This is a genomic window from Ruegeria sp. AL2 (assembly GCF_056540845.1).
This window is the reverse complement of record NZ_JBQFXM010000012.1, coordinates 71,052-94,099: the sequence shown is the minus strand read 5'-3', so window position 1 is coordinate 94,099 and position 23,048 is coordinate 71,052. Positions and strand designations below refer to the sequence as shown.

Annotated in this window: 30 protein-coding genes; 9 read left to right on the top strand and 21 right to left on the bottom strand. The window is 57.3% G+C overall.

Going from position 1 to position 23,048, the window contains the following annotated elements; translation table 11 throughout:
• Positions 1-5: 5 nt before the first annotated feature.
• From nusA to pip, 4 genes are all read right to left on the bottom strand, one after another.
• Complete coding sequence (nusA, locus tag ACR0ID_RS14815; protein WP_480555264.1) at positions 6-1,625, bottom strand: transcription termination factor NusA; 1,620 nt, start codon at positions 1,623-1,625, stop codon at positions 6-8.
• Positions 1,625-2,215 carry a ribosome maturation factor RimP gene (gene rimP / locus ACR0ID_RS14810; RefSeq protein WP_480606548.1) on the bottom strand — a complete coding sequence of 197 codons (591 nt, stop codon included), beginning with the start codon at positions 2,213-2,215 and terminating at the stop codon, positions 1,625-1,627. Before rimP ends, nusA begins: the two co-directional genes overlap by 1 nt.
• A gap of 160 nt (positions 2,216-2,375) precedes the next feature.
• Positions 2,376-3,197 (bottom strand): ABC transporter substrate-binding protein, encoded by an 822-nt coding sequence (locus ACR0ID_RS14805; RefSeq protein ID WP_480606545.1) that lies wholly within the window; start codon positions 3,195-3,197, stop codon positions 2,376-2,378.
• Complete coding sequence (gene pip / locus ACR0ID_RS14800; RefSeq protein ID WP_480474792.1) at positions 3,194-4,171, bottom strand: prolyl aminopeptidase; 978 nt, start codon at positions 4,169-4,171, stop codon at positions 3,194-3,196. Before pip ends, ACR0ID_RS14805 begins: the two co-directional genes overlap by 4 nt.
• 48 nt (positions 4,172-4,219) lie before the next feature.
• Between pip and ubiG the strand changes: the two genes are divergently transcribed.
• Positions 4,220-4,966, top strand: coding sequence for a bifunctional 2-polyprenyl-6-hydroxyphenol methylase/3-demethylubiquinol 3-O-methyltransferase UbiG (gene ubiG, locus ACR0ID_RS14795; protein WP_480606542.1), 747 nt, complete (start codon positions 4,220-4,222; stop codon positions 4,964-4,966).
• 3 nt (positions 4,967-4,969) lie between these two features.
• Here the strand turns inward: ubiG and ACR0ID_RS14790 are convergent, their stop codons facing one another.
• The 4 genes from ACR0ID_RS14790 to ACR0ID_RS14775 are packed head-to-tail and all read right to left on the bottom strand — an operon-like array spanning position 4,970 to position 7,313.
• Positions 4,970-5,410 carry a MarR family winged helix-turn-helix transcriptional regulator gene (locus ACR0ID_RS14790; RefSeq protein WP_267363106.1) on the bottom strand — a complete coding sequence of 147 codons (441 nt, stop codon included), beginning with the start codon at positions 5,408-5,410 and terminating at the stop codon, positions 4,970-4,972.
• A 12-nt stretch (positions 5,411-5,422) separates the two neighbouring features.
• Positions 5,423-6,253 (bottom strand): carbon-nitrogen hydrolase family protein, encoded by an 831-nt coding sequence (locus tag ACR0ID_RS14785; protein WP_480606538.1) that lies wholly within the window; start codon positions 6,251-6,253, stop codon positions 5,423-5,425.
• Positions 6,253-6,510, bottom strand: coding sequence for a glutaredoxin 3 (gene grxC, locus ACR0ID_RS14780; protein ID WP_480606535.1), 258 nt, complete (start codon positions 6,508-6,510; stop codon positions 6,253-6,255). Before grxC ends, ACR0ID_RS14785 begins: the two co-directional genes overlap by 1 nt.
• A 38-nt stretch (positions 6,511-6,548) precedes the next feature.
• Entirely contained in the window at positions 6,549-7,313 is a 765-nt protein-coding gene (locus ACR0ID_RS14775; protein ID WP_480606532.1) for a double zinc ribbon domain-containing protein, read from the bottom strand.
• Here ACR0ID_RS14775 and ACR0ID_RS14770 point away from each other — a divergent pair.
• Both ACR0ID_RS14770 and hemH read left to right on the top strand, forming a co-directional pair.
• Positions 7,294-8,124 (top strand): methyltransferase domain-containing protein, encoded by an 831-nt coding sequence (locus ACR0ID_RS14770; RefSeq protein WP_480606529.1) that lies wholly within the window; start codon positions 7,294-7,296, stop codon positions 8,122-8,124. The two genes, ACR0ID_RS14775 and ACR0ID_RS14770, sit on opposite strands and share 20 nt — an antisense overlap.
• Positions 8,125-8,181: 57 nt before the next feature.
• A complete protein-coding gene (gene hemH, locus ACR0ID_RS14765; RefSeq protein ID WP_480606526.1) occupies positions 8,182-9,231 on the top strand; it encodes a ferrochelatase in 1,050 nt (349 codons plus the stop codon).
• A gap of 161 nt (positions 9,232-9,392) precedes the next feature.
• On the opposite strand, the gene ACR0ID_RS14760 is transcribed toward hemH, so the two are convergent.
• Together ACR0ID_RS14760 and ACR0ID_RS14755 are read right to left on the bottom strand one after the other, a co-directional pair.
• Entirely contained in the window at positions 9,393-9,575 is a 183-nt protein-coding gene (locus ACR0ID_RS14760) for a hypothetical protein (RefSeq protein WP_480474781.1), read from the bottom strand.
• Between the two features lie 139 nt (positions 9,576-9,714).
• Positions 9,715-10,314 (bottom strand): L,D-transpeptidase, encoded by a 600-nt coding sequence (locus tag ACR0ID_RS14755; RefSeq protein ID WP_480474779.1) that lies wholly within the window; start codon positions 10,312-10,314, stop codon positions 9,715-9,717.
• Positions 10,315-10,483: 169 nt separating this feature from the next.
• Between ACR0ID_RS14755 and dalA the strand changes: the two genes are divergently transcribed.
• Complete coding sequence (gene dalA / locus ACR0ID_RS14750; RefSeq protein WP_209507204.1) at positions 10,484-10,999, top strand: divisome-associated lipoprotein DalA; 516 nt, start codon at positions 10,484-10,486, stop codon at positions 10,997-10,999.
• Between the two features lie 53 nt (positions 11,000-11,052).
• Here dalA and ACR0ID_RS14745 read toward each other — a convergent pair whose 3' ends face one another.
• From ACR0ID_RS14745 to ACR0ID_RS14715, 7 genes are all read right to left on the bottom strand, one after another.
• The gene (locus ACR0ID_RS14745; RefSeq protein ID WP_267363095.1) at positions 11,053-11,517 is read right to left on the bottom strand and encodes a PTS sugar transporter subunit IIA; all 465 of its coding nucleotides are present in this window, start codon (positions 11,515-11,517) and stop codon (positions 11,053-11,055) included.
• A 57-nt stretch (positions 11,518-11,574) separates the two neighbouring features.
• Entirely contained in the window at positions 11,575-12,138 is a 564-nt protein-coding gene (hpf, locus tag ACR0ID_RS14740) for a ribosome hibernation-promoting factor, HPF/YfiA family (RefSeq protein WP_480474777.1), read from the bottom strand.
• A gap of 252 nt (positions 12,139-12,390) precedes the next feature.
• Complete coding sequence (lptB, locus tag ACR0ID_RS14735; protein ID WP_480474775.1) at positions 12,391-13,149, bottom strand: LPS export ABC transporter ATP-binding protein; 759 nt, start codon at positions 13,147-13,149, stop codon at positions 12,391-12,393.
• Positions 13,149-13,640 carry an LptA/OstA family protein gene (locus tag ACR0ID_RS14730; protein ID WP_480555273.1) on the bottom strand — a complete coding sequence of 164 codons (492 nt, stop codon included), beginning with the start codon at positions 13,638-13,640 and terminating at the stop codon, positions 13,149-13,151. Before ACR0ID_RS14730 ends, lptB begins: the two co-directional genes overlap by 1 nt.
• Positions 13,641-13,643: 3 nt before the next feature.
• Positions 13,644-14,243, bottom strand: a complete 600-nt coding sequence (gene lptC / locus ACR0ID_RS14725; protein WP_480520011.1) for an LPS export ABC transporter periplasmic protein LptC — start codon at positions 14,241-14,243, stop codon at positions 13,644-13,646.
• A gap of 11 nt (positions 14,244-14,254) precedes the next feature.
• On the bottom strand, positions 14,255-15,223 hold the full coding sequence (locus ACR0ID_RS14720; RefSeq protein ID WP_480606523.1) for a KpsF/GutQ family sugar-phosphate isomerase: 969 nt from the start codon (positions 15,221-15,223) through the stop codon (positions 14,255-14,257).
• The gene (locus ACR0ID_RS14715; protein WP_480520013.1) at positions 15,220-15,834 is read right to left on the bottom strand and encodes a ribonuclease D; all 615 of its coding nucleotides are present in this window, start codon (positions 15,832-15,834) and stop codon (positions 15,220-15,222) included. Before ACR0ID_RS14715 ends, ACR0ID_RS14720 begins: the two co-directional genes overlap by 4 nt.
• Before the next feature lie 133 nt (positions 15,835-15,967).
• Here ACR0ID_RS14715 and ACR0ID_RS14710 point away from each other — a divergent pair, with 133 nt between their 5' ends.
• The 5 genes from ACR0ID_RS14710 to ACR0ID_RS14690 all read left to right on the top strand — a co-directional run bounded on the left by ACR0ID_RS14710 (position 15,968) and on the right by ACR0ID_RS14690 (position 20,462).
• Positions 15,968-16,225, top strand: coding sequence for a metal-sensing transcriptional repressor (locus ACR0ID_RS14710; protein WP_480474768.1), 258 nt, complete (start codon positions 15,968-15,970; stop codon positions 16,223-16,225).
• Positions 16,226-16,228: 3 nt separating this feature from the next.
• A complete protein-coding gene (locus tag ACR0ID_RS14705) occupies positions 16,229-17,548 on the top strand; it encodes an MFS transporter (protein ID WP_480606520.1) in 1,320 nt (439 codons plus the stop codon).
• 52 nt (positions 17,549-17,600) lie between these two features.
• Entirely contained in the window at positions 17,601-18,029 is a 429-nt protein-coding gene (locus ACR0ID_RS14700; RefSeq protein WP_480474766.1) for an Lrp/AsnC family transcriptional regulator, read from the top strand.
• Between the two features lie 72 nt (positions 18,030-18,101).
• Positions 18,102-18,800: a transglycosylase SLT domain-containing protein gene (locus ACR0ID_RS14695; protein ID WP_480606518.1), complete on the top strand. Its 699-nt coding sequence runs from the start codon at positions 18,102-18,104 to the stop codon at positions 18,798-18,800.
• 69 nt (positions 18,801-18,869) lie between these two features.
• Positions 18,870-20,462 (top strand): FHIPEP family type III secretion protein, encoded by a 1,593-nt coding sequence (locus ACR0ID_RS14690; protein WP_480606583.1) that lies wholly within the window; start codon positions 18,870-18,872, stop codon positions 20,460-20,462.
• A gap of 53 nt (positions 20,463-20,515) precedes the next feature.
• Here ACR0ID_RS14690 and ACR0ID_RS14685 read toward each other — a convergent pair whose 3' ends face one another.
• From ACR0ID_RS14685 to ACR0ID_RS14670, 4 genes are read right to left on the bottom strand one after another with little or no spacing between them, the layout of a single operon-like run.
• Positions 20,516-21,160, bottom strand: a complete 645-nt coding sequence (locus tag ACR0ID_RS14685; protein ID WP_480520045.1) for a DUF1523 family protein — start codon at positions 21,158-21,160, stop codon at positions 20,516-20,518.
• Positions 21,161-21,170: 10 nt separating this feature from the next.
• The gene (locus ACR0ID_RS14680; RefSeq protein ID WP_480474728.1) at positions 21,171-21,437 is read right to left on the bottom strand and encodes a hypothetical protein; all 267 of its coding nucleotides are present in this window, start codon (positions 21,435-21,437) and stop codon (positions 21,171-21,173) included.
• A 1-nt stretch (position 21,438) separates the two neighbouring features.
• A complete protein-coding gene (locus tag ACR0ID_RS14675; RefSeq protein ID WP_480606515.1) occupies positions 21,439-22,776 on the bottom strand; it encodes a DUF6638 family protein in 1,338 nt (445 codons plus the stop codon).
• Positions 22,773-23,006, bottom strand: a complete 234-nt coding sequence (locus ACR0ID_RS14670) for a hypothetical protein (RefSeq protein WP_480606513.1) — start codon at positions 23,004-23,006, stop codon at positions 22,773-22,775. Before ACR0ID_RS14670 ends, ACR0ID_RS14675 begins: the two co-directional genes overlap by 4 nt.
• Positions 23,007-23,048: the final 42 nt, after the last annotated feature.

The window sequence follows — 23,048 nt, the reverse complement described above, 5'->3', positions numbered from 1 at the left end:
TGAGATCAGGCCTCGACCTCCTCGTCTGCTGCGTCGTCGTCGATGTCTTCTTCCGCCTGCTCCAGCTCGGCCGGATCAACCCAACCCAACAGGATACGCGCTGTCATGACCATGTCTTGTGCTTCTTCGAGCGTGACGCCAAAGGGCTCCAGAACGCCATCATCCTTGACGCGTTCACCGTCAACTGTGGTCCAGCCACCGGCCAGTTCCCAGTCTGCACAGGTTGCGAAGTCTTCCAGCGTCTTCACATCGTCCTTGGCCAGAGCCTCTACCATCTGGGGTGTCAGGCCTTCGAATTCAATGAGGCTATCCTCGGCACCCAGTGCGCGCGCGGCATCCAGAGCGGCTTTGGCCTGGGCTTCCAGGAATTCACGCGCCCGGGTCTGAAGTTCCTGCGCGGTGCCTTCATCGACGCCGTCAATGACCAGAAGTTCATCAATCTCGACATAGGCAACTTCTTCGAGATTGGTGAAGCCTTCGGACACCAGCAGCTGCGCAAAGAATTCGTCCAGATCCAGACTGTCCATGAACAGCTTGGTACGAGATTCGAATTCCTTCTGACGGCGTGCTGATTCTTCAGCTTCGGTCATGATGTCGATGTCCAGGCCGGTCAGTTGGCTTGCCAGACGCACGTTCTGACCGCGACGACCGATTGCAAGAGACAGTTGCTCTTCAGGAACCACAACCTCGATCTTGCCTGCTTCTTCGTCCAGAACAACCTTCGAAACCTCGGCAGGTTGCAACGCGTTCACCAGGAAGGTCGGTTGGTCTTCGTTCCACGGGATGATGTCAATCTTCTCACCCTGTAGTTCGTTCACAACGGCCTGTACGCGGCTGCCGCGCATACCAACGCAGGCGCCAACGGGATCAATCGAGCCGTCATAGGAAATTACAGCGATCTTGGCGCGTGAACCTGGGTCACGGGCCACGGCCTTGACCTCGATGATACCGTCATAGATTTCCGGTACTTCCATCTTGAACAGCTCGGCCATGAATTCCGGAGCGGTACGCGACAGGAAGATCTGGTGGCCACGCACTTCGCGGCGGACTTCCTTGATATACGCGCGCACACGATCATTCGGGCGATAGCTTTCGCGCCCAATCTTGTCGTTGCGGCGCAGAACGGCCTCGGCACCGCCCAGATCGACGATAACATTGCCGAATTCTTCGCGCTTGACGGCACCGTTGATGATGGTGCCCGCACGATCCTTGAATTCTTCATACTGACGATCACGCTCGGCTTCGCGGACCTTTTGCAGGATCACTTGCTTGGCGGACTGCGCCGCGATCCGACCCATTTCGACCGGCGGCACTTCTTCAACAAAAACGTCACCGACCTGCGGGTCTTCCATGTACTGTTTGGCCTGTTCGACGGTGAATTCGGCCTGATAGTTCTCAAGCTCGTCATCCTCGACCACGGTGCGCACACGGGTGAATGTCGCCTTGCCGGTCTTGCGGTCGATCGACACGCGAATGTCCATCTCGGCGCCGTAGCGGCTCTTGGCAGCGCGGGCGAGCGATTCCTCCATCGCTTCGACAACCAGACCGGGGTCGATCATCTTTTCGCGGGCCACGGCCTCGGCAGTCTGCAGCAGCTCCAGCTGGTTGGCTGAGGTAATTGCCATCAGTTCGTCTCCTCTTCGGACCCTTCGGTCTCAATCTCGTCGAAAGCTTTTTCGTTCAGGGCGCCCATATCTTTGCGCTGGCGCAGCATTTCTTTGATCAGATCATCGGTCAGGACCAGCTTGGCATCACTCAGCCAGTCGAATTGCAGGCCGATTGTGATCGTCTCGGACCCTTCGGGAATATTGATCAGAACCTCTTCCCCTTCGATCCCGGCCAGTTCCCCTTTGAACCGGCGGCGGCCATCGATCAGTTCAGAGGTTTCGATCTTGGCCTCATACCCCTCAAAAGTCTCAAAATCCTTGAGGCGCGTCAGGGGGCGGTCGATACCGGGGCTGGACACCTCAAGCGTATAGGCGTCGAGGATCGGGTCCTCCACATCCAGGGTGGCGCTGACCGCATTCGAAATCTCGGCGCAGTCATCCACTTCGATGCCGCCTTCGGGTTTGTCAGCCATGATTTGCAGCGTGGTCTGCTTGCCACTCATCAGCCGGACACGGACCAGCTCATACCCCAGGTCTTCGATCACCGGGGTGATGATCTCGGCAAGTCGCCGGTCGATGGCAGCTTTGGCTATCAGGTCGTTTGTCATCAGGTTCTCTACCCTGTCAATCGGGCACAAAAAAACGGGCGCGCGGCCCGTCGAATTTTCCGGTGGAGCCTTGGACCGGAAGTCCAACGCGCCGCTGTTGAAACTGCATATACGCAGGATGATCCGAGTCTGCAACCCCCGACAGAAGTATCACCCGGAATTACACGATCCACCACCGTTCAGCGATACGACCGTCGTCCAGAACCGTGCGTCCGGCAATCTGCCGCGGCAATCCCACCGTCCCAGAAACGGCCAGTGCCATATCGGTCTCGGAAGGATGGAAGCGAAGACCGCGCGTACTGCGGATCTCGGACGGATCTGGGAAAGCCGCAATATCGACGTAGCCATCGCGCAATGCCTCGGCGCGGACACGGGCATCGGGAATAACGATCACTTCGAATGCATCGACCCAACCGGCCTGACCGTCCTTGTAATGTCCCGAAACACGGCGACCCAGGAAATGTCGCCCGTCTTCGGCGCGCTCGACACGGTAGCAACCCGTACCGTTGGCCCTGTGTAGCGGCGTGACGTCTTCGCCATTGCGGGCAATGACAAAACGACTTTCCGCCAAAAGGAATGGAAGGCCCGGATTTGCCTCGGCCAGTTCCAGCCGCAAACGGTTGGCGGTCAATGCCTCGGTATACCCGACTTCGGCCAATACGGTCGCAACGTCTGAGATGTCCAAAGGCGCGCCGTCGTGGAACACCGCATCATTGCGCAGATCAAAGCTCCAGACCCTCGCATCGGCGTCGGTTTGCCAGCCCGTCGCAAGCTCGCCCCGCAAAGTGCCATCCGGGGCGATCTCGGTCAGCGTGTCGAAAACAGCACCGCGCGCCACCTGCTCAAGACTGTCGTCGCGCGGCACGGCCAATCGCAGCGTTCCGCCTTTCTCGGGTCTGTCCGCCAGAGACGCGCCTGTCGCGGCAAGCAGCGCGGCGGCGGCACCCGAAGCAAACAAGGCACGGCGGTCGATGCGTGTCATGCCAAACCCTCCGCCACGCGATCCATGATCCGGATCAGTTCTGCGCTGATCCCGGGTTCAGAAAGCGCATGACCGGCCTGACGTACCATCTTGATCTCGGCATTCGGCCAGCGTTCGCTTAGCGACCAGGCGGCCTGCGGCGGGCAAATCATGTCGTATCGCCCCTGCACGATGTGACCCGGGATATGAGCGATCCGGTCCATTTGATCTAGGATCTGCCCATCCTTTTCCAGAAACACCTTATTGTAGAAATAGTGATTCTCGAGCCGCGCAAATGTACGGGCGTATTCGCCGGGACTTTCGCCCACTGATCCGTTCGTATGGATCGATGCCAGCGCATTTTCCCAGTGCGACCATGCCCGCGCATACAGGGTCTCGGTCGCGCGGTCCCCCGAGAACAGGCGTTTGTTATAGGCGGTGATGGTGTCCTTCAGCTCGGCCTCGGGCAAAAGCGCGGTGAATTTCTGCCACTGCTCCGGCCAGAAACGCCCCACTCCGCCGCCATAAAACCAGTCAAGTTCAGCCTGAGTTGCCAGAAACACGCCCCGCAGCACCAAACGGCTGACCCTGTCGGGATGCGACTGCGCGTAGATCAAGGCAAGGGTCGCGCCCCAGCTGCCGCCAAAAGCTATCCATTCATCAATCTCGAGCAGGTCGCGCAACCGTTCAATGTCGGCCACCAAATGCCATGTCGTGTTGTTTTCAACCGAAGCCGTGGGGCGAGACCGGCCACACCCACGCTGATCAAATAGAATCACCCGGTAGACACGCGGATCAAAGTAGCGGCGCATTGCAGGGCTGCAACCGCCACCCGGACCGCCATGCAGGATCAGCACCGGTATGCCTTCGGGATTACCGCATTGTTCCACATAGATACGGTGCCCGTCGCCCATATCGACCATACGCTGGTCGAACGGGTCGATCGGCGGGTACAGATATTGAACTGCGCGCTTTTGGTCCGGGTACTTGTCCATTATGGCCCTATATAGTCCTTAAGCGTAAAAGAGCATACGGAGACAGGAATGCAAGCGCATCCGAACACGGTGGATCCATCCGAGATCGCAAAATTCGAAGCGATGGCGGCGGAATGGTGGGATCCTCATGGGAAATTCAAACCCTTGCACATGCTGAATCCTTGCCGTTTGGATTATATCACACAGCAGATCGCCGGTGAATTCGACCGCGATCTGAAAGCGCGGAAACCGTTCGAAGGTCTGCGCCTGTTGGATATCGGTTGTGGCGGTGGTCTGCTGAGCGAACCGATGGCGCGTCTGGGGGCCGAGGTCGTCGGGGCCGATGCCGCCGGAGGCAACCTGCCTGTTGCGCGTATCCATGCCGAGCAGTCCGGTTTGCAGATCGACTATCGCCACACCACAGCCGAAGACATGGCCGCCGCGGGTGAGCAGTTCGACGTGGTCCTGAACATGGAAGTGGTGGAGCATGTGGCCGACCCGGAGGGTTTCCTGACCGCCTCGCAGCAGTTGCTCAGGCCCGGCGGGCTGCTGATTTGCTCAACCATCAACCGCAACCCGAAATCTTATGCGATGGCTATTTTCGGGGCCGAGGTGGTAATGCGCTGGCTGCCGCGCGGCACGCATGAGTGGAACAAGTTCATCACCCCTGACGAGTTGTTCGACCTGCTGCGCCAAGCCGGGGTCGAGCCGGTGGACCGCAAGGGATTCGTGTTCAACCCGATCCTGTGGAGCTGGTCGATTTCGGACCGGGATTTGAGCGTGAATTACGTAACGGCAAGTGTGAAACCGGGTTGAAGGTTATTCCCCTTCCAGCTGCTTTCTCAGATCGCGCAGCACCGGCAGTGTCGAACGAACACGGTCGTCCCCCAACTCTCCGACCACGCGGTTGATCAACGGGGCAATCGAGGAAATCGCCTGATCCCGCGCGCGTTTACCGGCGGGGCTGATCGCCACCATCTTGCGGCGGGCATCGTCCCAATCGGGTCGGATGTGGATGTATCCGGCCCATTCCAGCTTGGCCAAGGTGTTGGTCATCGCGCCGCGGGTGACGTGGAACGTGTTGGCCAGCTGCGCCGGGCTGCGCTCATCCGCGACAAAAGCCAGGTGGTTCAGAACCGAGAAATGCGAGATTTCCATGCCCTTGGGCAGCACGCGACTAAGCCGGTTCCGCAATAGCTGGTCGGCGGTCAGGATCTCGCTGAACAGCGTGACCGCAAGGGCATTGGTGTCGTCTGTCATTGTTCCGTTCTGTCAGGGTCCGTCGAAGGATCGGCGGTGGTGCAGTGAAGGGACACGTCGGCGTGCCTCAGTTACAGAACTATCATCCAAATCGAAAATGTGAATGCCTGGATCGGTCCCTGCGTCGATCAGCACCTTTCCCCACGGGTCGACGACCATGCTGTGACCGTGAGTATAACGTGTTTTGCTACCGGTTTTCGGGTGTTCCCCTGTCTGGGCCGGGGCCAGCACCCAACACCCGGTTTCGATTGCGCGTGCGCGCAGCAAGGCCTCCCAATGCGCGGCGCCCGTGACCGGTGAGAACGCGGCCGGGACGGTCAGAATGCGCGCGCCCGCCTGCGCCAGCGCCGCGTGCAAATATGGAAAGCGGATATCGTAACAGATCGTCAGACCAACCTTGCCGAAATCCGTTTCGGCGATGACCGCTTTTTCGCCAGGGCGGTAGTTTTTTGATTCGCGGAACGTCTCGGTCTCGGTGACCTGCACATCGAACATATGGATCTTGTCATACCGCGCCACGATCTGACCTTGCGGTCCGATCATAAAGCAGCGGTTGGCAAAACGACCGTCATTGTCATGAGTCTTGAGCCCCAACGAGCCGATCAGAAGCCATACACCCAGATCAGCAGCCTGTTCGCGCAGGCCCGCCAAGGTGATGTCATCTTCTTCATGTTGTAAAACCGCGCGCTGCCGTGTGGTGCTGGTCGAAACGCAATTCGTAACCTCTGGCGTCAGAACAAAGCGGGCGCCCTGTTCTGCCGCTTCAGCCATCAGGCCTCGTACCATCCCGACGTTTTCAGCCGGATCGTCCGACGAGGTGATTTGCAGCAGCGCGGTTTTCATCAGGCCGCAAGCAGACGGTCAAGCTTGCCCTGACGCTCCAACTCGTACAAATCATCGCAACCGCCGACATGCGTTGTGCCGATGAAAATCTGCGGGACCGTGCGTTTGCCTCCGGCACGTTGAATCATTTCAGGTTTGCGTTTGGGGTGCATCAGCACGTCGATTTCCTTGAACTCGACACCTTTCTGGTTCAGCAGGCGTTTGGCTGCATGACAATACCCGCACAGTGGCGATGTATAGATCTCTACCGACTTCATTTTCCGTTCCCTTCGGATTTCGCGCAATCTTGGGCGAATTAGGCATTCTTAGCAACGCGCGCCAGAGCCAACACAAAAATATGATTTGCCCCCGCCGCCTGACAGACCCGAGTGCATGCGGCCAGTGTTGCCCCGGACGTCATCACGTCGTCTACCAGCAAGACGTTCCGGCCAGTTAGATGGCGGGCATTTCGGGGCTGAAGGCATATCGCGTCTTCCAAGATCTGTGCCCGCTCGGCTGCTGTTTTGCCGTCCAGCACCGGCGTCTTTTTTTTGCGAATCAACAAATCGGGCACGCATTCCAATCCTGTCTCACGCCCCAGGTTCCGCGCCAAGAGAGCTGACTGGTTGTATCGCCTTTTGAGCAAGCGCGACCAATGCAGAGGAACCGGAGCAATCACCATACCCGCTCGCAGCAATGGGCGCCCTGCCTGCGCCATCCACTGCGCGGCAGGGCGGGCCAGTTCGGGCCGATCACCATGTTTCAACGCCAGGATCAGTGACCGCGCCTTGCCGTCATACAAAAGCGCGGCGCGGCCTGCCCTCCAGGGGCGCGCGGTCTTCAGGCAATCGTCGCACTCAGTCCGAAACCCGTCCTGCCCCCCAATCAGGGGCAAACCGCAGCTTTCGCAGACCGTGCCGCCAATGAATGGCGTTTCCCGCCAGCATGGGCCACACAGGCCAAAATCGGACTCGGTCAGGTCGCCGCACCCCATGCAACGTGGTGGATAAATCAGCGCAAGTGCGGTTTGAATCCGTTGCGCGATACGATACTTGCCAGCTATGAAACTGCCCGAACCCACTGCACCCTCACTTTTTGACCGTGCCGCCATTCTGCGTCATCGCAGCCGCGTGCAGGATGACGCTCTTTTTCTGCACCGCGCCGCGATGGACGAGGTTCAGGATCGGCTCTCCATGGTTAACAAAACCTTTACGGCGGCAGCGATCGTGACGGCCTACCCACAGCTTTGGACGGACGCTTTTCCCGCGGCCTCGATCATTGCGGATAACGACGTGCTGGCACTGCAACCCGGCGCACATGATCTGGTGATCCACGCCATGACACTGCATTGTGCAAACGATCCGGTAGGTCAGTTGATCCAATGCCACCGCGCGCTTAAGCCCGATGGGTTGTTGCTGATTGTTTGTCTGGGCGGCGAAACGCTGCACGAATTGCGCGCGGCGTTGGGTCAGGCCGAGATTGACGTTACCGGTGGCCTCAGCCCCCGCATCGCTCCAATGGCCGAGCTGCGGGACATGGGCGGTTTGTTGCAGCGGGCCGGTCTGGCCTTGCCCGTCGCAGACTCGGTGACACTCACGGCTGAGTACCGTGACATCTGGCACCTGATGCACGATCTGCGGAATATGGGTGAGGCCAATGCGTTATCCGCGCGCCTGAAACACCCGACCAAACGCGCAGTATTTGAAACCGCGCAAAACGTCTACGCGACTCATTTCACCACGGGGTCCGGGCGCCTGGCAGCCACGTTCGAACTGATCTGCCTGACGGGATGGGCCCCCCACGACAGTCAACCAAAGCCACTGCGTCCCGGGTCGGCGCAAACACGTTTGGCTGACGCCTTGCGCACCGACGAGGGCAAACTGCCCGATTGACGCGCGACCAAATCCCCTTATTTCAGGCCCTAACGCAAGAAATTCAGGAAGCCTCATATGTTTGATGCCACGCGACCCGCTCATGCTCCTACGGATCACCCCAAGATCAGGATGGGGCGCGTCGGCATATTGCTGGCCAATCTGGGCACGCCGGACGATTACACCTATTGGCCGATGCGTCGGTATCTGAATGAGTTTTTGTCGGATCAGCGCGTCATCGATTATCCGAAATGGAAATGGCAGCCGATTCTGCAGGCGATCATCCTGACTAAACGGCCATTCAGTTCCGGCGAGGCATACAAATCAATCTGGAATCAGGAAAAGGGCGAAAGCCCGCTGATGACCATCACCAAGGACCAGACTGCCAAGCTGAGCCAGGCCATGCACGCACGATACGGTGATCAGGTCATGGTCAATTTCTGTATGCGTTACGGCAACCCGTCGACCAAATCCAAAGTGCGCGAGATGGTAGCGGCAGGGTGCGATCGCATCTTGTTCTTTCCGCTTTACCCTCAATACGCTGGCGCAACGACGGCCACCGCCAACGACCAGTTCTTTCGCGCGCTGATGGACGAAGCCTGGCAGCCCGCCACGCGAACCGTTCCGGCCTATTTCGATGAACCTATTTATATCGATGCGCTGGCACAGTCAGTTGAACGTGCATACGAGGCTATGGAAACAAAACCCGACATTCTGGTCTGCTCATATCATGGGATGCCCGAGCGGTATTTGCAGCAGGGCGATCCCTATCACTGTCAGTGTGCTAAAACGACGAGGCTGTTAAAGGAGCGACTGGGCTGGACGGATGATCAATTGGTATCGACCTTCCAGTCGCGCTTTGGCCCCGAAGAATGGTTGAAACCTTACACTGTGGAACACGTGGCCGACCTGGCGAAGCTAGGCAAAAAGAACATTGCTGTTATTGCCCCGGCGTTTTCTGCGGACTGCATCGAAACGCTGGAAGAGATTAACGAAGAAATCAAAGAGAGCTTCGAAGAAGCAGGCGGCGAGACGTTTACCTATATTCCATGCCTTAACGATGACGGCGCCCATATCGCGGCACTTGGAAAGGTGATCGAAGACAATCTGCGCGGGTGGCTGGCGTAAAGCGTTTCCAGAACACAAGCCGCATTTCTCATGAGAACGTCAGGCTCGGCTTGATACTGGCGCGTCAGTATCCCTTCGGCGCGCAACAGGCTTGAAGACCTGTTGGAATTAAAAAAGGCGGTGGATTGCTCCACCGCCTTTTTCATGAATTCCGTGTCGGATTAGCTTGCAGCAACAGCAGCAGCAACAACGACCAGCAGGATCAGCGGCAGCAGAATGCCCTGCGACGAACCCTGAGTTTCTTCAACAACAACAGGTGCTTCAACAACCGGCTCATTCAGGTTGCCAGCATATGCAGTCGAAGCTGCTGCAGTCAGAGCTGCGGCGAGAACGAGTTTCTTCATATTAACCTCCAGAATTTGCACGGTTCCAATATCCGGAGCCGCACATCTAAGACTTACCTCGTAGTTTTTTCTAATCAGCATTAGAGCGGGAATGCAATTGCAACTTGACCTGTAAGCGGCTTCGCACATGAAAATGTCGTCATATTAGCAACACTTGCGTGCCAACCTTTGCCATCGAAAACAGCTCGGCGATGTCTTCGTTGAAAAGGCCGATACATCCATTCGACGATCTGCGACCAATTTTACGCGTATCATGGGTGCCGTGAATGCGATAATACTTCCAGCTCAGATATAAAGCGTGCGTTCCCAATGGGTTATCAGGACCCGGAGGAATATAGTCCGGCCATTCCGGATTTCGCTTTTTCATCGACGGCGTCGGAGACCAGCTCGGGCCTTCGACCTTGCGGATCACACTGGTGCGCCCGCGCCGGGTAAGGTCTTCGGTCAGCGGAACCGACGACGGGTACAATTTGTACACCGATTGATCATCCGACCAATAATGCAGCGCTCTTGAGACGGTATCGACCAATATGGCGCCATTTCTGGTGTTCGAGAAATACGGTTGCCAATCCAATGCCCGGAACCCGGATACGTTGCGGCGAACCGCTGGTTCACTCTCGGGCGCGGGACGTAGCGGGTCGCCTGGGATATACTGCGCCAGTGCAGGTGTCGCCAGAGTGGCGGTAGCCCCTGCTAGAAATCCCCTGCGGGTAGGCGAAAGAATGCGCTTTTTGACCATGACAACGGGTCCTGTGTTTTGGTGAAGTCTGAAATCAGAGGCATTCTATGGCCAGAATGCTTCAGTCGCAAACCAAACCGGCAGAATCACGCAAGTTGTGGCCATTGCACGTTTGCTCAGAACAAGCAGGCACGCTATGCCCTGTTGTGATACAATAATCAGGTCGAACATGACGCGCATCGTTTCTTTACTGTTGATTTGCTTTGTCGCGCTTGCGGCATGTACTAACACTGGCTCAACCACCCTGGGATCTGATGGTCGCCCATTGCCGACCGTATATAAGATCCGCGGCAATCCGGAAAAGCTGCAGTTCCGCATGCTTGATTCCGTCAATGCCTTGCGTCAGGCCCAGGGATTGCAGCCCGTACAGCTGAACGCGCAGCTGAACGCAGCGGCGGCGACTCATTCGAAGGATATGTCGCGGCAGAACCGGCCCTGGCACTTTGGTTCAGACGGTTCATCACCGATCGACCGGGCAGCGCGTGTTGGCTATTTCGGCACGTTTCTGGGGGAAGCCATTTCCGAAACTTACGAGACCGAGACTGAAACGCTTGCCGCCTGGATGCAGGAACCCGGACCGAGGGCTGTCATAATGGACGCCAAGGCCACCCAAATGGGATTCGCCTGGCATCAGGAAGGCGGTGGTAAAATCTGGTGGACGCTGGAAATGGGAACCGGCGGCTGATCCGGCCAAACGGAAAGAAAAAAGCCCCCGGTTTTCGGGGGCTTTTTTGTTAATCAGGCGGCTTGCATAGACTGCGCCTCGGTCAGGATCGCATAGAGCTTTACCGGATCAGGGTTCGCCCGGAGCTTGGTGCAAACCGAAGTATCCCGTAATGTGCGAGACACTAGAGCCAGAGCTTTGAGGTGATCAACGCCCGCCTCTTCCGGTGCAAACAGCGCGAAGGCAATGTCCACAGGCTGGCGATCAACCGAACCGAAATCGATCGGCTTCTCAAGCATGACAAAAACACCTGACACCGAATCAAGATCGGGCAGGCGCGCATGTGGCAACGCCACACCATGGCCGACACCGGTCGGTCCAAGGCTTTCCCGCTCCAGCAGGAAATCAACCGCTTCCTGAGGATCGATACCCAGCGTCGCCGCGGCGACGTCACCGATTTCCTGAAACAGCCGCTTCTTGCTGGAAGCCGCGGACAAAACACGCACCGCTTCGGGCTTCAGTATGCTCGAAAGCTCCATGATCACGCTCCATGGCACGCACCCGCATCAGCGGGCGCGGCCCCGTATCCTTGCCTGTTACGGATCAATCCAGCCGATATTACCGTCATCGCGACGATAAACGACATTCAATCCGTCCTTGTTTTCATTTCTGAACACCAGTACTGGCGCACCGGCAAGTTCCATTTGCATAACGGCCTCTCCGACGCTCAAAGATGGGATTTTTGTTTCCATCTCGGCCACAATCATTGGCTGAAGCGATTCGGGTTCATCGGCCGACTCCGATTCGTTAGAAGCGAGGATATAAGAGGACGCCCCAAAGAGTTCAACCGGTTCGACCCGATCCTTGTGGTGGTCCTTCAGGCGACGCTTGTAACGACGCAACTGTTTTTCCATTTTATCACAGCATGCCTCAAATGCCGCGTAGATCTCGGTTGCATGGGCTTTGGCCTGAGCCGTCAGGCCAGTGGACAGGTGCACTGTTGTCTCGCATACATATTCATGCGCCGAACGGGAAAAGACGACGTTTGCATCCGTAGGCCGCTGCGCATATTTGCCCACGACCTCATTCAGTTCGGTCTGCACGTGTGTCTGCAACGCCGCACCGATGTCGATCTGTTTTCCGCTGATTTGGTAACGCATGTGATCTCCTTCACAATTCACACCCATTCTGACGCCGCGAAACGCGACGAGCTTGTTTTTATCGGGTGGGGGGTCGAGACATTTTCCGCGGTTGCCTTGTTTCCAGCCCTTCGAAGAAGGGACATCGAGATCCAGACTGGAGCCGGGTAAATGCCATAAGCCAATTGAGGCAAGAGACGAGGGAAGAGTCAATCAAAACAGATGTGTATATACGCGATTTCCGCCATGCAATTGGCACAACTCCGCGCAAGATTATGAAATGCGGAAATTCTCGCCCAGATAGACGCGGCGCACATTCTCGTTTTCGACAACCTCATCAGGTGTGCCGGACATCAAAACCTGACCGTCATGCAGGATATAGGCCCGGTCGACAATTTCCAGCGTTTCCCTGACGTTGTGATCGGTGATCAGCACACCAATACCGCGTTTTTTCAGATCCGCGACCAGATGGCGAATATCCCCGACACTGATCGGGTCAACGCCTGCAAACGGTTCATCCAGCAGCAGGTATTTGGGGTCTGCGGCCAAACAGCGCGCGATCTCGACCCGGCGGCGCTCGCCGCCTGACAACGCCAATGCCGGGGCCCGGCGCAAGTGTTCGATCGAGAAGTCCGACAGCAGCTCTTCCAAACGCTCTTTGCGCTTATGCGCATGAGAGACCGTGATATCCAGAACGGCAGCAATGTTGTCCTCGACGCTCATGCCGCGAAAGATCGACATCTCCTGCGGTAGATAGCCGATCCCCATCCGCGCCCGCCGGTACATCGGCAAAGTAGTCACATTCTGGCCGTCTATCGTGACTTTTCCCGCCTCGGGGAATACAAGTCCCGCAACTGAATAAAACGTTGTGGTCTTACCTGACCCGTTCGGCCCCAGCAGCGCTACCACTTCGGACCGGCCCAACGTCATCGAGACATCGCGGATCACCGTCTTTTTTTTGTAGGACTTCCGCAATTTCTCGATGCGCAGCCCGGAACTGCCCTCGGTCAGTTTCAGGTCGGGACGCGCCATCAGTTGTTTCCCTGCTGCAAGATCGTTTTGACCCGCCCGGTCATGGTCGCAGTGCCCGTAGTCAGGTTGGCGTTCATCTGATCGCCACTGATGATGCTGGGGCCCTGTGTCAGCAGGACATTGCCCTTCATGACAATCTCACCCGAACCGATCTTGTATTCAGCCCAGTCGCCTTCCGCTGCATCCGGCGGGCTGACCAGAACCACATTCTCGGTCGCTTCCATTCGCTCGATCGCCGAGCGTTCCTGATTGTAGATAACCAGCACGCGTTCGGCTGTCAGGCGCATTTCACCCTGCACGACGATAACGTTCCCGATGAACTCGGCCGATCCGTCCTCTTGATTGACGTTCAGGGTTTCCGATGTCACCTCGACCGGCAGGCTCGGATCGGCATTCGCGGACCCAAAAGCCACCTGCGCCTCCTGCGCGATCACGGGCGCGGCGCCCGCGATCAACGCGAGGCACAAAGGAACAAATCGAAAATCGAACACAAGTTATCTTTCTGCTTTTTCAGGCTCGTATACCAGCTTCACACCATCTGTAAAAACAATATGGACTGGCCCGTCCGTTTTTTCAGTGCCAAAGGTCATACGCCCCGCAGAAAAGTTACCGATCGGACCGGTTCCGTTCACCTGCCCCGGCGTGTCGCCCCGGACTTCATCCAACGAGGTATTGAGCAGATCCGTCGTAACCTTGAGACCATCCGCCGTGGTGATGACCACGTCACCAACAAAGGTTGCTGTTCCACTATCCGGACGGATCTGGCCGGAATTCGAATCCAGGGAAATTGTGCCGCCATTGAGCAGCCCAAAGCGGCCGCGAAACTCGGACGCGGTCGGAACCGACGCCTCGGTGCCCTGCCTGGCTTGCACAGCCTCGATATGCACGGTCTCTCCCTTGCGGGTCGTTCCGCGGTAATCCGGCCGCGTTACCACCTGTTGTTCCAGTCTCTCATCAATGTCTTTCTGCGCGAAGGGCACGGATACGTTTGTTTCGATGCTGCGGGACAGCAAGAATACCGTGGACAACATCACAATAGCCGCGAGCGGCAACAGCACCTTAAGGAACTGCACCATGCGGGAATATCTGTCCACTTCAGCCTCCCTCAGCCCAGACCGACACGCAGGCAGTCGTGGATATGAAGCAGCCCCAAAGCCTGACCTGATGTAGCCTCGTCAACCACGAAGAGCGAGGTGATCTTACGGTCATTCATGATCGCGACCGCTTCTTCCGCCAACGCACCCGGGGATATGGTTGTGGGGTTGGGGGTCATTACCTGCTCGGTCGTTTTGTTCAGCAACCCATCCATGTGGCGCCGCAAGTCACCGTCTGTAATGATCCCGGCCAACTGACCCTGCGGGTCCGTTACACCAGCAACACCAAACCCCTTCTGGCTGATTTCGATCAGCGCATTGCTCATCGGAGTATGCGCCGCAACCAGAGGCAGGGCCTCTCCGACATGCATCAAATCCTGTACCGTACTCAATTGCGCACCCAGTTTGCCGCCGGGATGGAAGGCGCGGAAATCCTCGGGTCGGAAATCGCGGTATTTCATAAGGGCAATCGCCAATGCATCGCCCATGGCAAGGGTCAGCGTCGTGGAAATCGACGGCACCATACCATAGCCACAAGCCTCGCCCATCGACGGGATCAGAAGATGTACGTCGGCCTGTTTCATCAATGTGCTGTCAGGTTTGCTGGACAATCCGATCAGCGGAATGCCAAAGCGGCGCGTAAAGGCCAGCAGATTAGCAAGTTCCGGTGCCTCTCCCGAATTCGAGATCGCGAGAACCACATCACCTTTGGAGACCATGCCCAAATCCCCATGGCTGGCCTCTGCCGGATGCACGAAATAGGCAGGCGTTCCGGTGCTGGCCAGCGTGGCCGCAATCTTGTGACCTATGTGGCCTGACTTGCCGATACCGCTGATGATGATGCGCCCGGTGGCCTGAAGGATCAGTTGCACCGCTTCGGCAAAATGCTTGTCCAAACTGTCGGCAAGGACGTCCAGCGCGCGGGCTTCGTCTATCACCACCTGACGGGCGGTTCTCAGGAATGCTTCGGTATCGGTCATGAGTGCGCAAAGATATCCGTTTCGGGCCAACCGGCAAGGTCCAGTTTCGCACGCATCGGCAGGAAGTCAAAACAGGCCTGCGCCATTTCAGTCCGGTCCTCGCGAACCAGACGAATGTTTAGCGCATCGCGCAGCTGATGCAGATAGAGTACGTCTGACGCAGCATAATCCAATTGAGCGTCTGTAAGTGAGACTGCGCCCCAGTCGCTCATCTGTTGCTGTTTGGAAATATCGACACCGATGAGTTCCTGACACAGGTTCTTGAGCCCGTGCCGGTCGGTATAGGTCCGCACCAGGCGGCTGGCGATCTTGGTGCAATAGACCGGCGCGGCCAGAGCACCAAAGGTATGGTACATGGCGGCGATGTCGAAGCGCCCGAAATGGAACAGCTTCAGCACGTCAGGGTTTTCCAGCATGGCACATAGGTTCGGCGCCTCTGTCTGGCCTTTTTCCACCTGCACGATATGGCTGTTGCCGTCTCCACCCGACATCTGAATCACACACAAGCGGTCACGATGTGGGTTCAGACCCATGGTTTCACAGTCAATGGCCACAACGGGGCCCAGATCCAACCCGTCCGGCAGGTCGTTTTTGTACAAATGGTTCGCCACCCGATTATTCCTTTGTGCGATATCGCCTCCGAGATAGGCGGTTTGGTCCATAAACTCAACGCCGTCTAAAAGTCACGGGCAGATCCCCGCAACAGGATTGACAATATCCTCATGGGGGGGATAGGGATACATCATGACAAATTTACCCCGCGAGTCGCATCCGCATATCACGGCAAGGCTGAAACGGGCCCACGGGCATCTGGCAAAGGTCATTGCCATGCTTGAAGGTCAGGCGCCCTGTTCTGACATCGCCCAACAGCTGTTTGCCGTTGAAAAAGCGGTCACCAACGCCAAGCGCGCCTTGATCCATGATCACATCGACCATTGCCTGTCTTCCGATGGCGATAGCGGCGGGATCGAGGATTTTAAAGCCATCACGAAATACCTCTGAACCATGCTGAGCATTCTAAAAAACCGGACCTACCGCCACCTGTTTGCTGCCCAGATCGTCGCCCTGACCGGAACCGGGCTGGCCACAGTCGCGCTTGGGCTGCTGGCCTTTGATCTGGCCGGAGACGCTGCTGGCCTTGTGCTGGGCACCGCGCTGACAATCAAGATGGTGGCCTATGTCACCGTGGCCCCCCTGGCCGCCGCTTTTGCCGAACGGCTGGACCGTCGGAAAATGCTGGTTTTTCTGGACCTGATCCGCGCCGCAGTCGCCGTATGCCTGCCTGTCGTGACCGAGGTCTGGCAAATCTATGTGCTGATCTTCGTGCTCCAATCCGCCTCGGCCGGGTTCACGCCCGCCTTTCAGGCGACGATCCCGGACGTCTTACCAGATGAAAACGAGTATACCCGCGCTTTGTCTCTGTCACGTCTGGCCTACGACATGGAAAGCCTGCTGAGCCCGATGTTTGCCGCGGCACTTCTGTTGCTGGTCAGCTTCAACAGCCTGTTCTGGGGCACAGCGCTGGGGTTTGTTGCCTCGGCATTTCTGGTTGTCTCGGTCGCCCTGCCCTCGCCCAAGCCCAGCAAACCACGCGGAATCTATGACCGCACTACACGCGGAATTCGCATCTACCTGAAAACGCCCCGGCTGCGTGGGCTGCTTGCACTCAATTGGAGCGCGGCAGCGCTGAGTTCGATGGTGATCGTCAACACAGTGGTCATCGTGCGGGCCACGCTTGGCCTGTCCGAAAGCGCCGTGGCCATTGCACTGGCCGGATTTGGGGGCGGGTCGATGCTTGCGGCGTTCACTCTGCCCCGCCTGCTGGATCGGATCGAGGATCGCAAGGTTATGCTGTCCGGAGCCATTCTTGCGTCGGGCACTATGGCCGTCGCCTCGGTTCTGACCGCGACGATCCCGCTTACGCTGGGTGTCCTTGCCGTTTTTTGGGCCTTTACCGGCTTTGGGTATTCTACAACCCTTACGCCTTCGGGCCGTTTGTTGACTCGTTCGGCCCATCCTGAAGACCGCCCCGCTGTCTTTGCTGCACAGTTTACTCTGTCGCATGGCTGCTGGTTGGTGCTTTATCCGCTGGCTGGGTGGATAATGACCGTCTATGGACCGACTGTCGCGCTCGGCAGTATGTCTATTCTGTCCATGACGGGTGTGATTGTAGCAGTCAGCCTTTGGCCGCGTGACGATCAGGAACCGGTTGTTCACAATCACCCCGATCTGCCGACCGATCATCCGCATCTGGCCGGGGTAGGCCCGCACGCGCACCCGATCATTATCGATGATCTGCACCCACGCATGCCGCGTGAGCCTTGAGAAAGGGCGTCAATCTGATCTAAACCCGGACTTGCCGCAAACCGGAGCCCCAATGGACCAGCTTGACCGCCGTATCATCGCCGCCCTTCAAGCCAATGCGCGTGCCTCGACCACGCAGATCGCGGCCTCGCTGGGTGTGGCCCGCACGACTGTGCATGAACGGATCAGTCGGCTGGAACATCGCGGCGTAATCACGGGATACACCGTGCGCCTTGGGTCCACGGAAGACACGCCTAAAGTGCAGGTCATCGTTATGCTGGAAGTGCAGCAGAAGGAAACCAACCGAATCCTTAAACGGCTCGAGGCCTATCCCGAGGTCAAACTGTGCCTGTCGATCAACGGCGAATTCGATCTGATGCTGACTGCAGATGCCCCGAGGCTGGAGGATCTGGACATACTGGTGGACGATCTGGCGAAGATCCCCGGTGTCCTGCGCACCAATACAAGCGTTGTTTTCGGGCGCAGGATCGACCGAAACTGAGGCTGCGATAACACTCTGTAAACCGATCGGCGTCTAGCTTGGCCGGGAACACCAGAATCCCGGACCGGCAGAATGCCAATTCACAGAATACCGATTGCTTTCATGATACTGCATGTGCTGTTGGCGCAGGCGGGTACCGCCATGCACAATGTGCCAACAGGCGGGCTTTGTGATCAGGCCGCGCGCCGTGCATCACTGTCCGAAGATGTTCCGCTGGACGTACTGCGCGCCATAACACGCGTTGAAACCGGGCGAACAGTTGGCGGAATGTTGCAGCCCTGGCCCTGGACTATAAATGTCGAAGGTCAGGGGTATTGGTTCAAGTCCGAGGCCGAGGCCAAGGCCTATGTTTTCGATATTCTCAAAGCGGGCTCTCGTAGCTTTGACGTCGGGTGTTTTCAGGTCAATTATCGATGGCATGGCAAGGCCTTCCGCTCGATCGATTCGATGTTCGATCCGGATGAAAATGCGACCTATGCCGCCCGCTTCCTGAAAGACCTTTATTTCGAGCTTGGTTCGTGGCCGGCTGCGGCCGGGGCTTATCATTCCCGTACGAATGCTCTGGCCAAGGCTTATCGTGGTCGGTTCCAGACAGTGATGGCCCAGTTGGACAACCCGTCCTCGTACGGATTTTCTCGTATGTCACTCGATCCGTTCACAAGGGCCGCAGCGCCCTTGATTCCGATGCTAGTGGCCACACCCGCCACCACTGCCCTGGGCTCTCTGGTCCCGACCAATAGCACAGCAACTGCTTTCATCCCTTTCAATTAGGATACCTGCGTGCCCCAGTTTGACATCCGGTCCCTGTTATCACCTACTGTCTTGTTGGTAGTGGCGCTGATGACCGTCATCGTCATGATGATCCTGCCCATGCCCGCCTGGGTGCTGGACGTCGGGCTAGCCGCCTCTTTCGCGCTTGCCATCCTGATTTTCACGCTGACGCTGTTCATCGAGCATCCGTTGGATTTCTCATCCTTCCCAACGATTCTTCTGGCATCGCTGATGTTGCGCCTGTCGCTGAACGTCTCGTCAACCAAACTGATCATCGGTCAGGGGCATACCGGACCCAACGCAGCGGGTGACGTGATCGAAGGGTTCGCCAATTTCGTCATGGGCGGCAGCATCTTTCTGGGTCTTGTTGTATTCGGCGTGCTGCTGATCGTGAACTTCATGGTCATCACCAAAGGGGCCGCCCGTATGGCCGAAGTGGGCGCTCGCTTTGCCTTGGACGGGATGCCGGGCAAGCAGCTTGCCATCGACAGCGACATGTCAGCCGGGGCCATCGACCATCAGCAAGCAAAGGGTCGGCGGGAACGCGAACAGCAGGAGACAACGTTCTTCGGCTCGCTCGACGGTGCGTCGAAATTTGTCAAAGGTGATGCCGTTGCCGGTCTTCTGATCACTCTTTTGAACCTTGTTATGGGTTTGGTCATGGGGGTGATCGTGCACGGAATGCCAGTGTCTTCGGCGTTCGAGACATATGCAATCCTGACCGTCGGTGATGGTCTGGTCTCGCAGATCCCCGCTGTTATCATCTCGATTGCCTCTGCATTGCTGCTGGCGCGCGGCGGAACACAGGGTGCCACTGACAATGCCATTTTCTCCCAACTCGGGCGGCATCCGGCGGCGCTGTCTACCGTGGCTGTTCTAATGGTCCTGTTTGCGCTGGTGCCCGGCCTGCCTTTCCTGCCGTTCATCCTCGGTGCAGCTGTGCTTGGATATGCGGCCTACAGAATTCGGAAAAAGCAGAAAGAAACGGACCCGTCATTGCATTCGCAGGCGACCGACACCGAGGTGCCTTTCTCGCAGGCTATTGGTGATATTCTGGATCTGGATGACGTGCACCTTGAATTCGCACCTGATCTGGTAAGTCTGGTGTTGAATCCCGGGACCGGGTTGGATGCCCGCATCGCCAATATGCGCACCTACGTGGCGTCCACCTTCGGATTGATCCTGCCCGAAATTCGTCTGACTGATCGAGCCGACCTGCCAACCGGAACCTATGTGATCAAGGTTACTCAGGCAGTATCAACGGCCCATGCCATCGGGCGAATCGAGAATATTCTGGTCGAGCCGGAAGCAAAAGCGCGTGTGGTCGTCGATCAGCGGTCCGGCACTATCGTTATGGGGCAGGAAGTCCGGATATCGCGTGTGGCTGTCTCTCAGGGTAATCTGACCCTGACAGTTCAGGAAGCGCCGATTGCCGTGCAACCCAACCCGTTTGCCAAGGGCGAAACAGTAATCGTGCCGCGCACTATTGCGGGGATCGAAGAGGAAGAAGGAACTGGCCTTGCCGAAATCCCCGAAGCTACGACCCTGTCGGAGGTTGTCGCAGGCCTGAACGCGCTGGGGGTGTCGCCCCAGGATATGATCGACATCTTGAAAACCATCAAGGCGGCGGGTGCCTTGCACGCAGAATTTGTCGTCAGGTAGCCGGCATCTCTGGCCCAACGGGCGTGCTGAGAACATGCCCGCGACGTTAAGGCCTATTTCGACTTCCAGCTGTCCAGCCAGCGCTGAAATCTGTTTCGGCGTTCTTCAATCGCGTCGCCGGCAGCATAAAAGCCGTCTTCCACATTCTCAATCATCGGATCAATTCGGGCCTTCCGGAACCTGCGCCAGCGCACCCAAACCGCCCAGACCAGCGCGGCAAAAATTGTCAGGAAAATGATGTTGAACCAGGGAATGACCTGCGCATCCGGCCCTTCCACATGTTTGATGAAAATGGCGTTGGGAAAGATCGACATGAACTCGTTGCGCCACCCGTAATGGGTCACGACCACCCATTTCGGGTTTTCCTTGGTCGATTTCGCATCATTAGCTTCGGTGTAAAGGTTCGCCGTGTCGAACTTGAAGTAGGGTGGCCACCCCCACCCGGTGTCTTCGTTTCGGTACACGATCGGCTTGCCATTTTCGCGCACGGCCTGAATGAATTGCACATCCCGGTTAGACAGGCTGGTCGATTGGTCTTCGGGTTCGGACCAGAATATCCGTGTCCAGTCGTTCAGATCCTGCCGCTCTTCGTAGGTGTTTACGATACGCACAACGTCGTGTTGCGGCAGCGAGTATTGCAGGACCGCAGCGATCGTTCCCCAGAAGATGATGATGAACGCCCATTTCACGTAGGCCATGCCTAAACCCTCACATGTAATTCACGATGTAGATCAGCGCGCCAATCGCCACCCATGGCACAATATAGACACCCAGGATCAGTTTGCGCCGGAACGAATTGTCATACACATGCAACCCGCGTTCGACAAAGGCGTCCTTATTGCCCGACTTGCCCTTCTCGTCCCACCAGCTTTCCAGTTTACGACGGCGTATCCCGCGCGAGTAGAAAGACAGCGCGACATAGGCGATCGTTTGGATCACCAACAAGATCAGCAAAAGGCGCAATAACCCGAACATCTCAGCCTTTCCTTACCGAACCCCACGGACCGACCCGCGCGATTATGTCATCGCTGACCCGGTCTTCGCCGCTCATGTCCGGCTCATGGCCGAACAGCGCGGCACGGGCCCCTTGCTTGTCCACCTGATACTCGCGCGCGAGGAAGTCGGCAACATAGGCTTTCTTGCTCTCGGGCCATCTGGAATAGGTGTTATAGAACAGCTCTTTGTGGCAGATGAACATCTGGCGTGGATCCAGCGGGGCCAATTCGGCCAGCAGCATATTCACCAGATCACGGTTCGGCGTGTCAGCGGCGCGCAAAGTGTAGAAATAAGCCGGATGATCCGACGTGATACGCGGCCACGGCCCCCCGTCGCTTGCCCAGCGCAGCAGTTGCGCAAGGCCGTGATAGGCTTCGGGCAAGCGATCCGAGTGATTGCGCGCCAACCGCCGCATATCGCTTCGGTCCAGCCCGGTAAGGTCGACATCCGCATCCGCCGCCGCGTCGACAGTCAGGAAATCCATCTTCTGCTGCAGGATTGCGGCGGCATCCACGCCGCGCGCCTTGACGATGGGTTCGACCAGATCATTGTAACCCAGAAACTTTGCAATCTGGTTCCGCTGCGACGGGTCAAAAACGTATTTGATCGGCAAATCGTCAGGCTTGTCACCCATACAAATTGCCGCCGGGTGATCCAGGTCCGGGAACAGGTACAGCCCGCCGAAATGCGCCGTCCAGAAGTTGCGTTGCTCAAAATCCGTGTGGCGCAGATGGACTGGGTTGCGCGTAACGTCGCCGGTCTCCTTGGCGGTCTCGATCATCCTGGCGATCAGCACATCGTCGAACCAGGCGTCCTCGGCGGTTTTGAATTGTTCGACCATGCCCGCCAGTTGCTGCGCCTTGCGCAAGGTGCCGCCTGCGGTGTCGGCCTCAATCTCGATTTTGCGCAGATTAAACAAGTCACGGGGACTGCTGAGCTTGAAGACCGAATTCACCAGCTCTCCGGCCACGGCATCGGTGGCGGTCAAGGCGAACAGTTGCGCCTCGTTCATCTCGATGAATTCGCGCAGGATATCGCGCGAGGTCGAGAATTTGACGTTCAGCAAAGGCGCGCGTTTCTGCTCGGTCGTCAGCAGGATGAACTGCCGGTTGACCCCATTGGGGTTGAGGTAGAGCTCGTCCTCCAACTCAATCCCCACCTCCGGCGAATAGCCCGAGATATCGACATGGAAATCCGAAAGCTGAGTGGTCTTGCCCGCCAGATGCTGCAACGCGCGGTTATACCGCTCGACCAGAGCCGGGCTGGAGATGTAGACGAGGTTGCCGAACATCAGGCCTTTTTCGATGAGGCGGATCATACTAAATCAGCATCCCAAATCGGTAGTTGAGTTAGTTTTCTCATAGAGCTCACTATTTCTGGAACTCTAAGCCTTTTGAAATAGCGCTGATCAGCCTGACTTAGCTTCTCAAACAAGTCACTTGCTTCTTCAAGAGAGGACAACACAGCGACAAATTCGATGAGCTCACTAGACTTATCTAAAGTGTCACCAAGGTTCGCCAGTCGTTCAGCGACCTTCAAAATTTCCATGAAGTCCGTGTCCACAGACTGCATCTGAACCGTTAAGTCCTC

Excerpts from the sequence above, each read along its gene's own strand:
- nusA (WP_480555264.1), bottom strand. The coding sequence starts at position 1,625 with ATGGCAATTACCTCAGCCAACCAGCTGGAGCTGCTGCAGACTGCCGAG.
- rimP (WP_480606548.1), bottom strand. The coding sequence starts at position 2,215 with ATGACAAACGACCTGATAGCCAAAGCTGCCATCGACCGGCGACTTGCC.
- ACR0ID_RS14805 (WP_480606545.1), bottom strand. The coding sequence starts at position 3,197 with ATGACACGCATCGACCGCCGTGCCTTGTTTGCTTCGGGTGCCGCCGCC.
- pip (WP_480474792.1), bottom strand. The coding sequence starts at position 4,171 with ATGGACAAGTACCCGGACCAAAAGCGCGCAGTTCAATATCTGTACCCG.
- ubiG (WP_480606542.1), top strand. The coding sequence starts at position 4,220 with ATGCAAGCGCATCCGAACACGGTGGATCCATCCGAGATCGCAAAATTC.
- ACR0ID_RS14790 (WP_267363106.1), bottom strand. The coding sequence starts at position 5,410 with ATGACAGACGACACCAATGCCCTTGCGGTCACGCTGTTCAGCGAGATC.
- ACR0ID_RS14785 (WP_480606538.1), bottom strand. The coding sequence starts at position 6,253 with ATGAAAACCGCGCTGCTGCAAATCACCTCGTCGGACGATCCGGCTGAA.
- grxC (WP_480606535.1), bottom strand. The coding sequence starts at position 6,510 with ATGAAGTCGGTAGAGATCTATACATCGCCACTGTGCGGGTATTGTCAT.
- ACR0ID_RS14770 (WP_480606529.1), top strand. The coding sequence starts at position 7,294 with ATGAAACTGCCCGAACCCACTGCACCCTCACTTTTTGACCGTGCCGCC.
- hemH (WP_480606526.1), top strand. The coding sequence starts at position 8,182 with ATGTTTGATGCCACGCGACCCGCTCATGCTCCTACGGATCACCCCAAG.
- ACR0ID_RS14760 (WP_480474781.1), bottom strand. The coding sequence starts at position 9,575 with ATGAAGAAACTCGTTCTCGCCGCAGCTCTGACTGCAGCAGCTTCGACT.
- ACR0ID_RS14755 (WP_480474779.1), bottom strand. The coding sequence starts at position 10,314 with ATGGTCAAAAAGCGCATTCTTTCGCCTACCCGCAGGGGATTTCTAGCA.
- dalA (WP_209507204.1), top strand. The coding sequence starts at position 10,484 with ATGACGCGCATCGTTTCTTTACTGTTGATTTGCTTTGTCGCGCTTGCG.
- ACR0ID_RS14745 (WP_267363095.1), bottom strand. The coding sequence starts at position 11,517 with ATGGAGCTTTCGAGCATACTGAAGCCCGAAGCGGTGCGTGTTTTGTCC.
- hpf (WP_480474777.1), bottom strand. The coding sequence starts at position 12,138 with ATGCGTTACCAAATCAGCGGAAAACAGATCGACATCGGTGCGGCGTTG.
- lptB (WP_480474775.1), bottom strand. The coding sequence starts at position 13,149 with ATGGCGCGTCCCGACCTGAAACTGACCGAGGGCAGTTCCGGGCTGCGC.
- ACR0ID_RS14720 (WP_480606523.1), bottom strand. The coding sequence starts at position 15,223 with ATGACCGATACCGAAGCATTCCTGAGAACCGCCCGTCAGGTGGTGATA.
- ACR0ID_RS14710 (WP_480474768.1), top strand. The coding sequence starts at position 15,968 with ATGACAAATTTACCCCGCGAGTCGCATCCGCATATCACGGCAAGGCTG.
- ACR0ID_RS14705 (WP_480606520.1), top strand. The coding sequence starts at position 16,229 with ATGCTGAGCATTCTAAAAAACCGGACCTACCGCCACCTGTTTGCTGCC.
- ACR0ID_RS14700 (WP_480474766.1), top strand. The coding sequence starts at position 17,601 with ATGGACCAGCTTGACCGCCGTATCATCGCCGCCCTTCAAGCCAATGCG.
- ACR0ID_RS14695 (WP_480606518.1), top strand. The coding sequence starts at position 18,102 with ATGCCAATTCACAGAATACCGATTGCTTTCATGATACTGCATGTGCTG.
- ACR0ID_RS14690 (WP_480606583.1), top strand. The coding sequence starts at position 18,870 with ATGACCGTCATCGTCATGATGATCCTGCCCATGCCCGCCTGGGTGCTG.
- ACR0ID_RS14685 (WP_480520045.1), bottom strand. The coding sequence starts at position 21,160 with ATGGCCTACGTGAAATGGGCGTTCATCATCATCTTCTGGGGAACGATC.
- ACR0ID_RS14680 (WP_480474728.1), bottom strand. The coding sequence starts at position 21,437 with ATGTTCGGGTTATTGCGCCTTTTGCTGATCTTGTTGGTGATCCAAACG.
- ACR0ID_RS14675 (WP_480606515.1), bottom strand. The coding sequence starts at position 22,776 with ATGATCCGCCTCATCGAAAAAGGCCTGATGTTCGGCAACCTCGTCTAC.
- ACR0ID_RS14670 (WP_480606513.1), bottom strand. The coding sequence starts at position 23,006 with ATGGAAATTTTGAAGGTCGCTGAACGACTGGCGAACCTTGGTGACACT.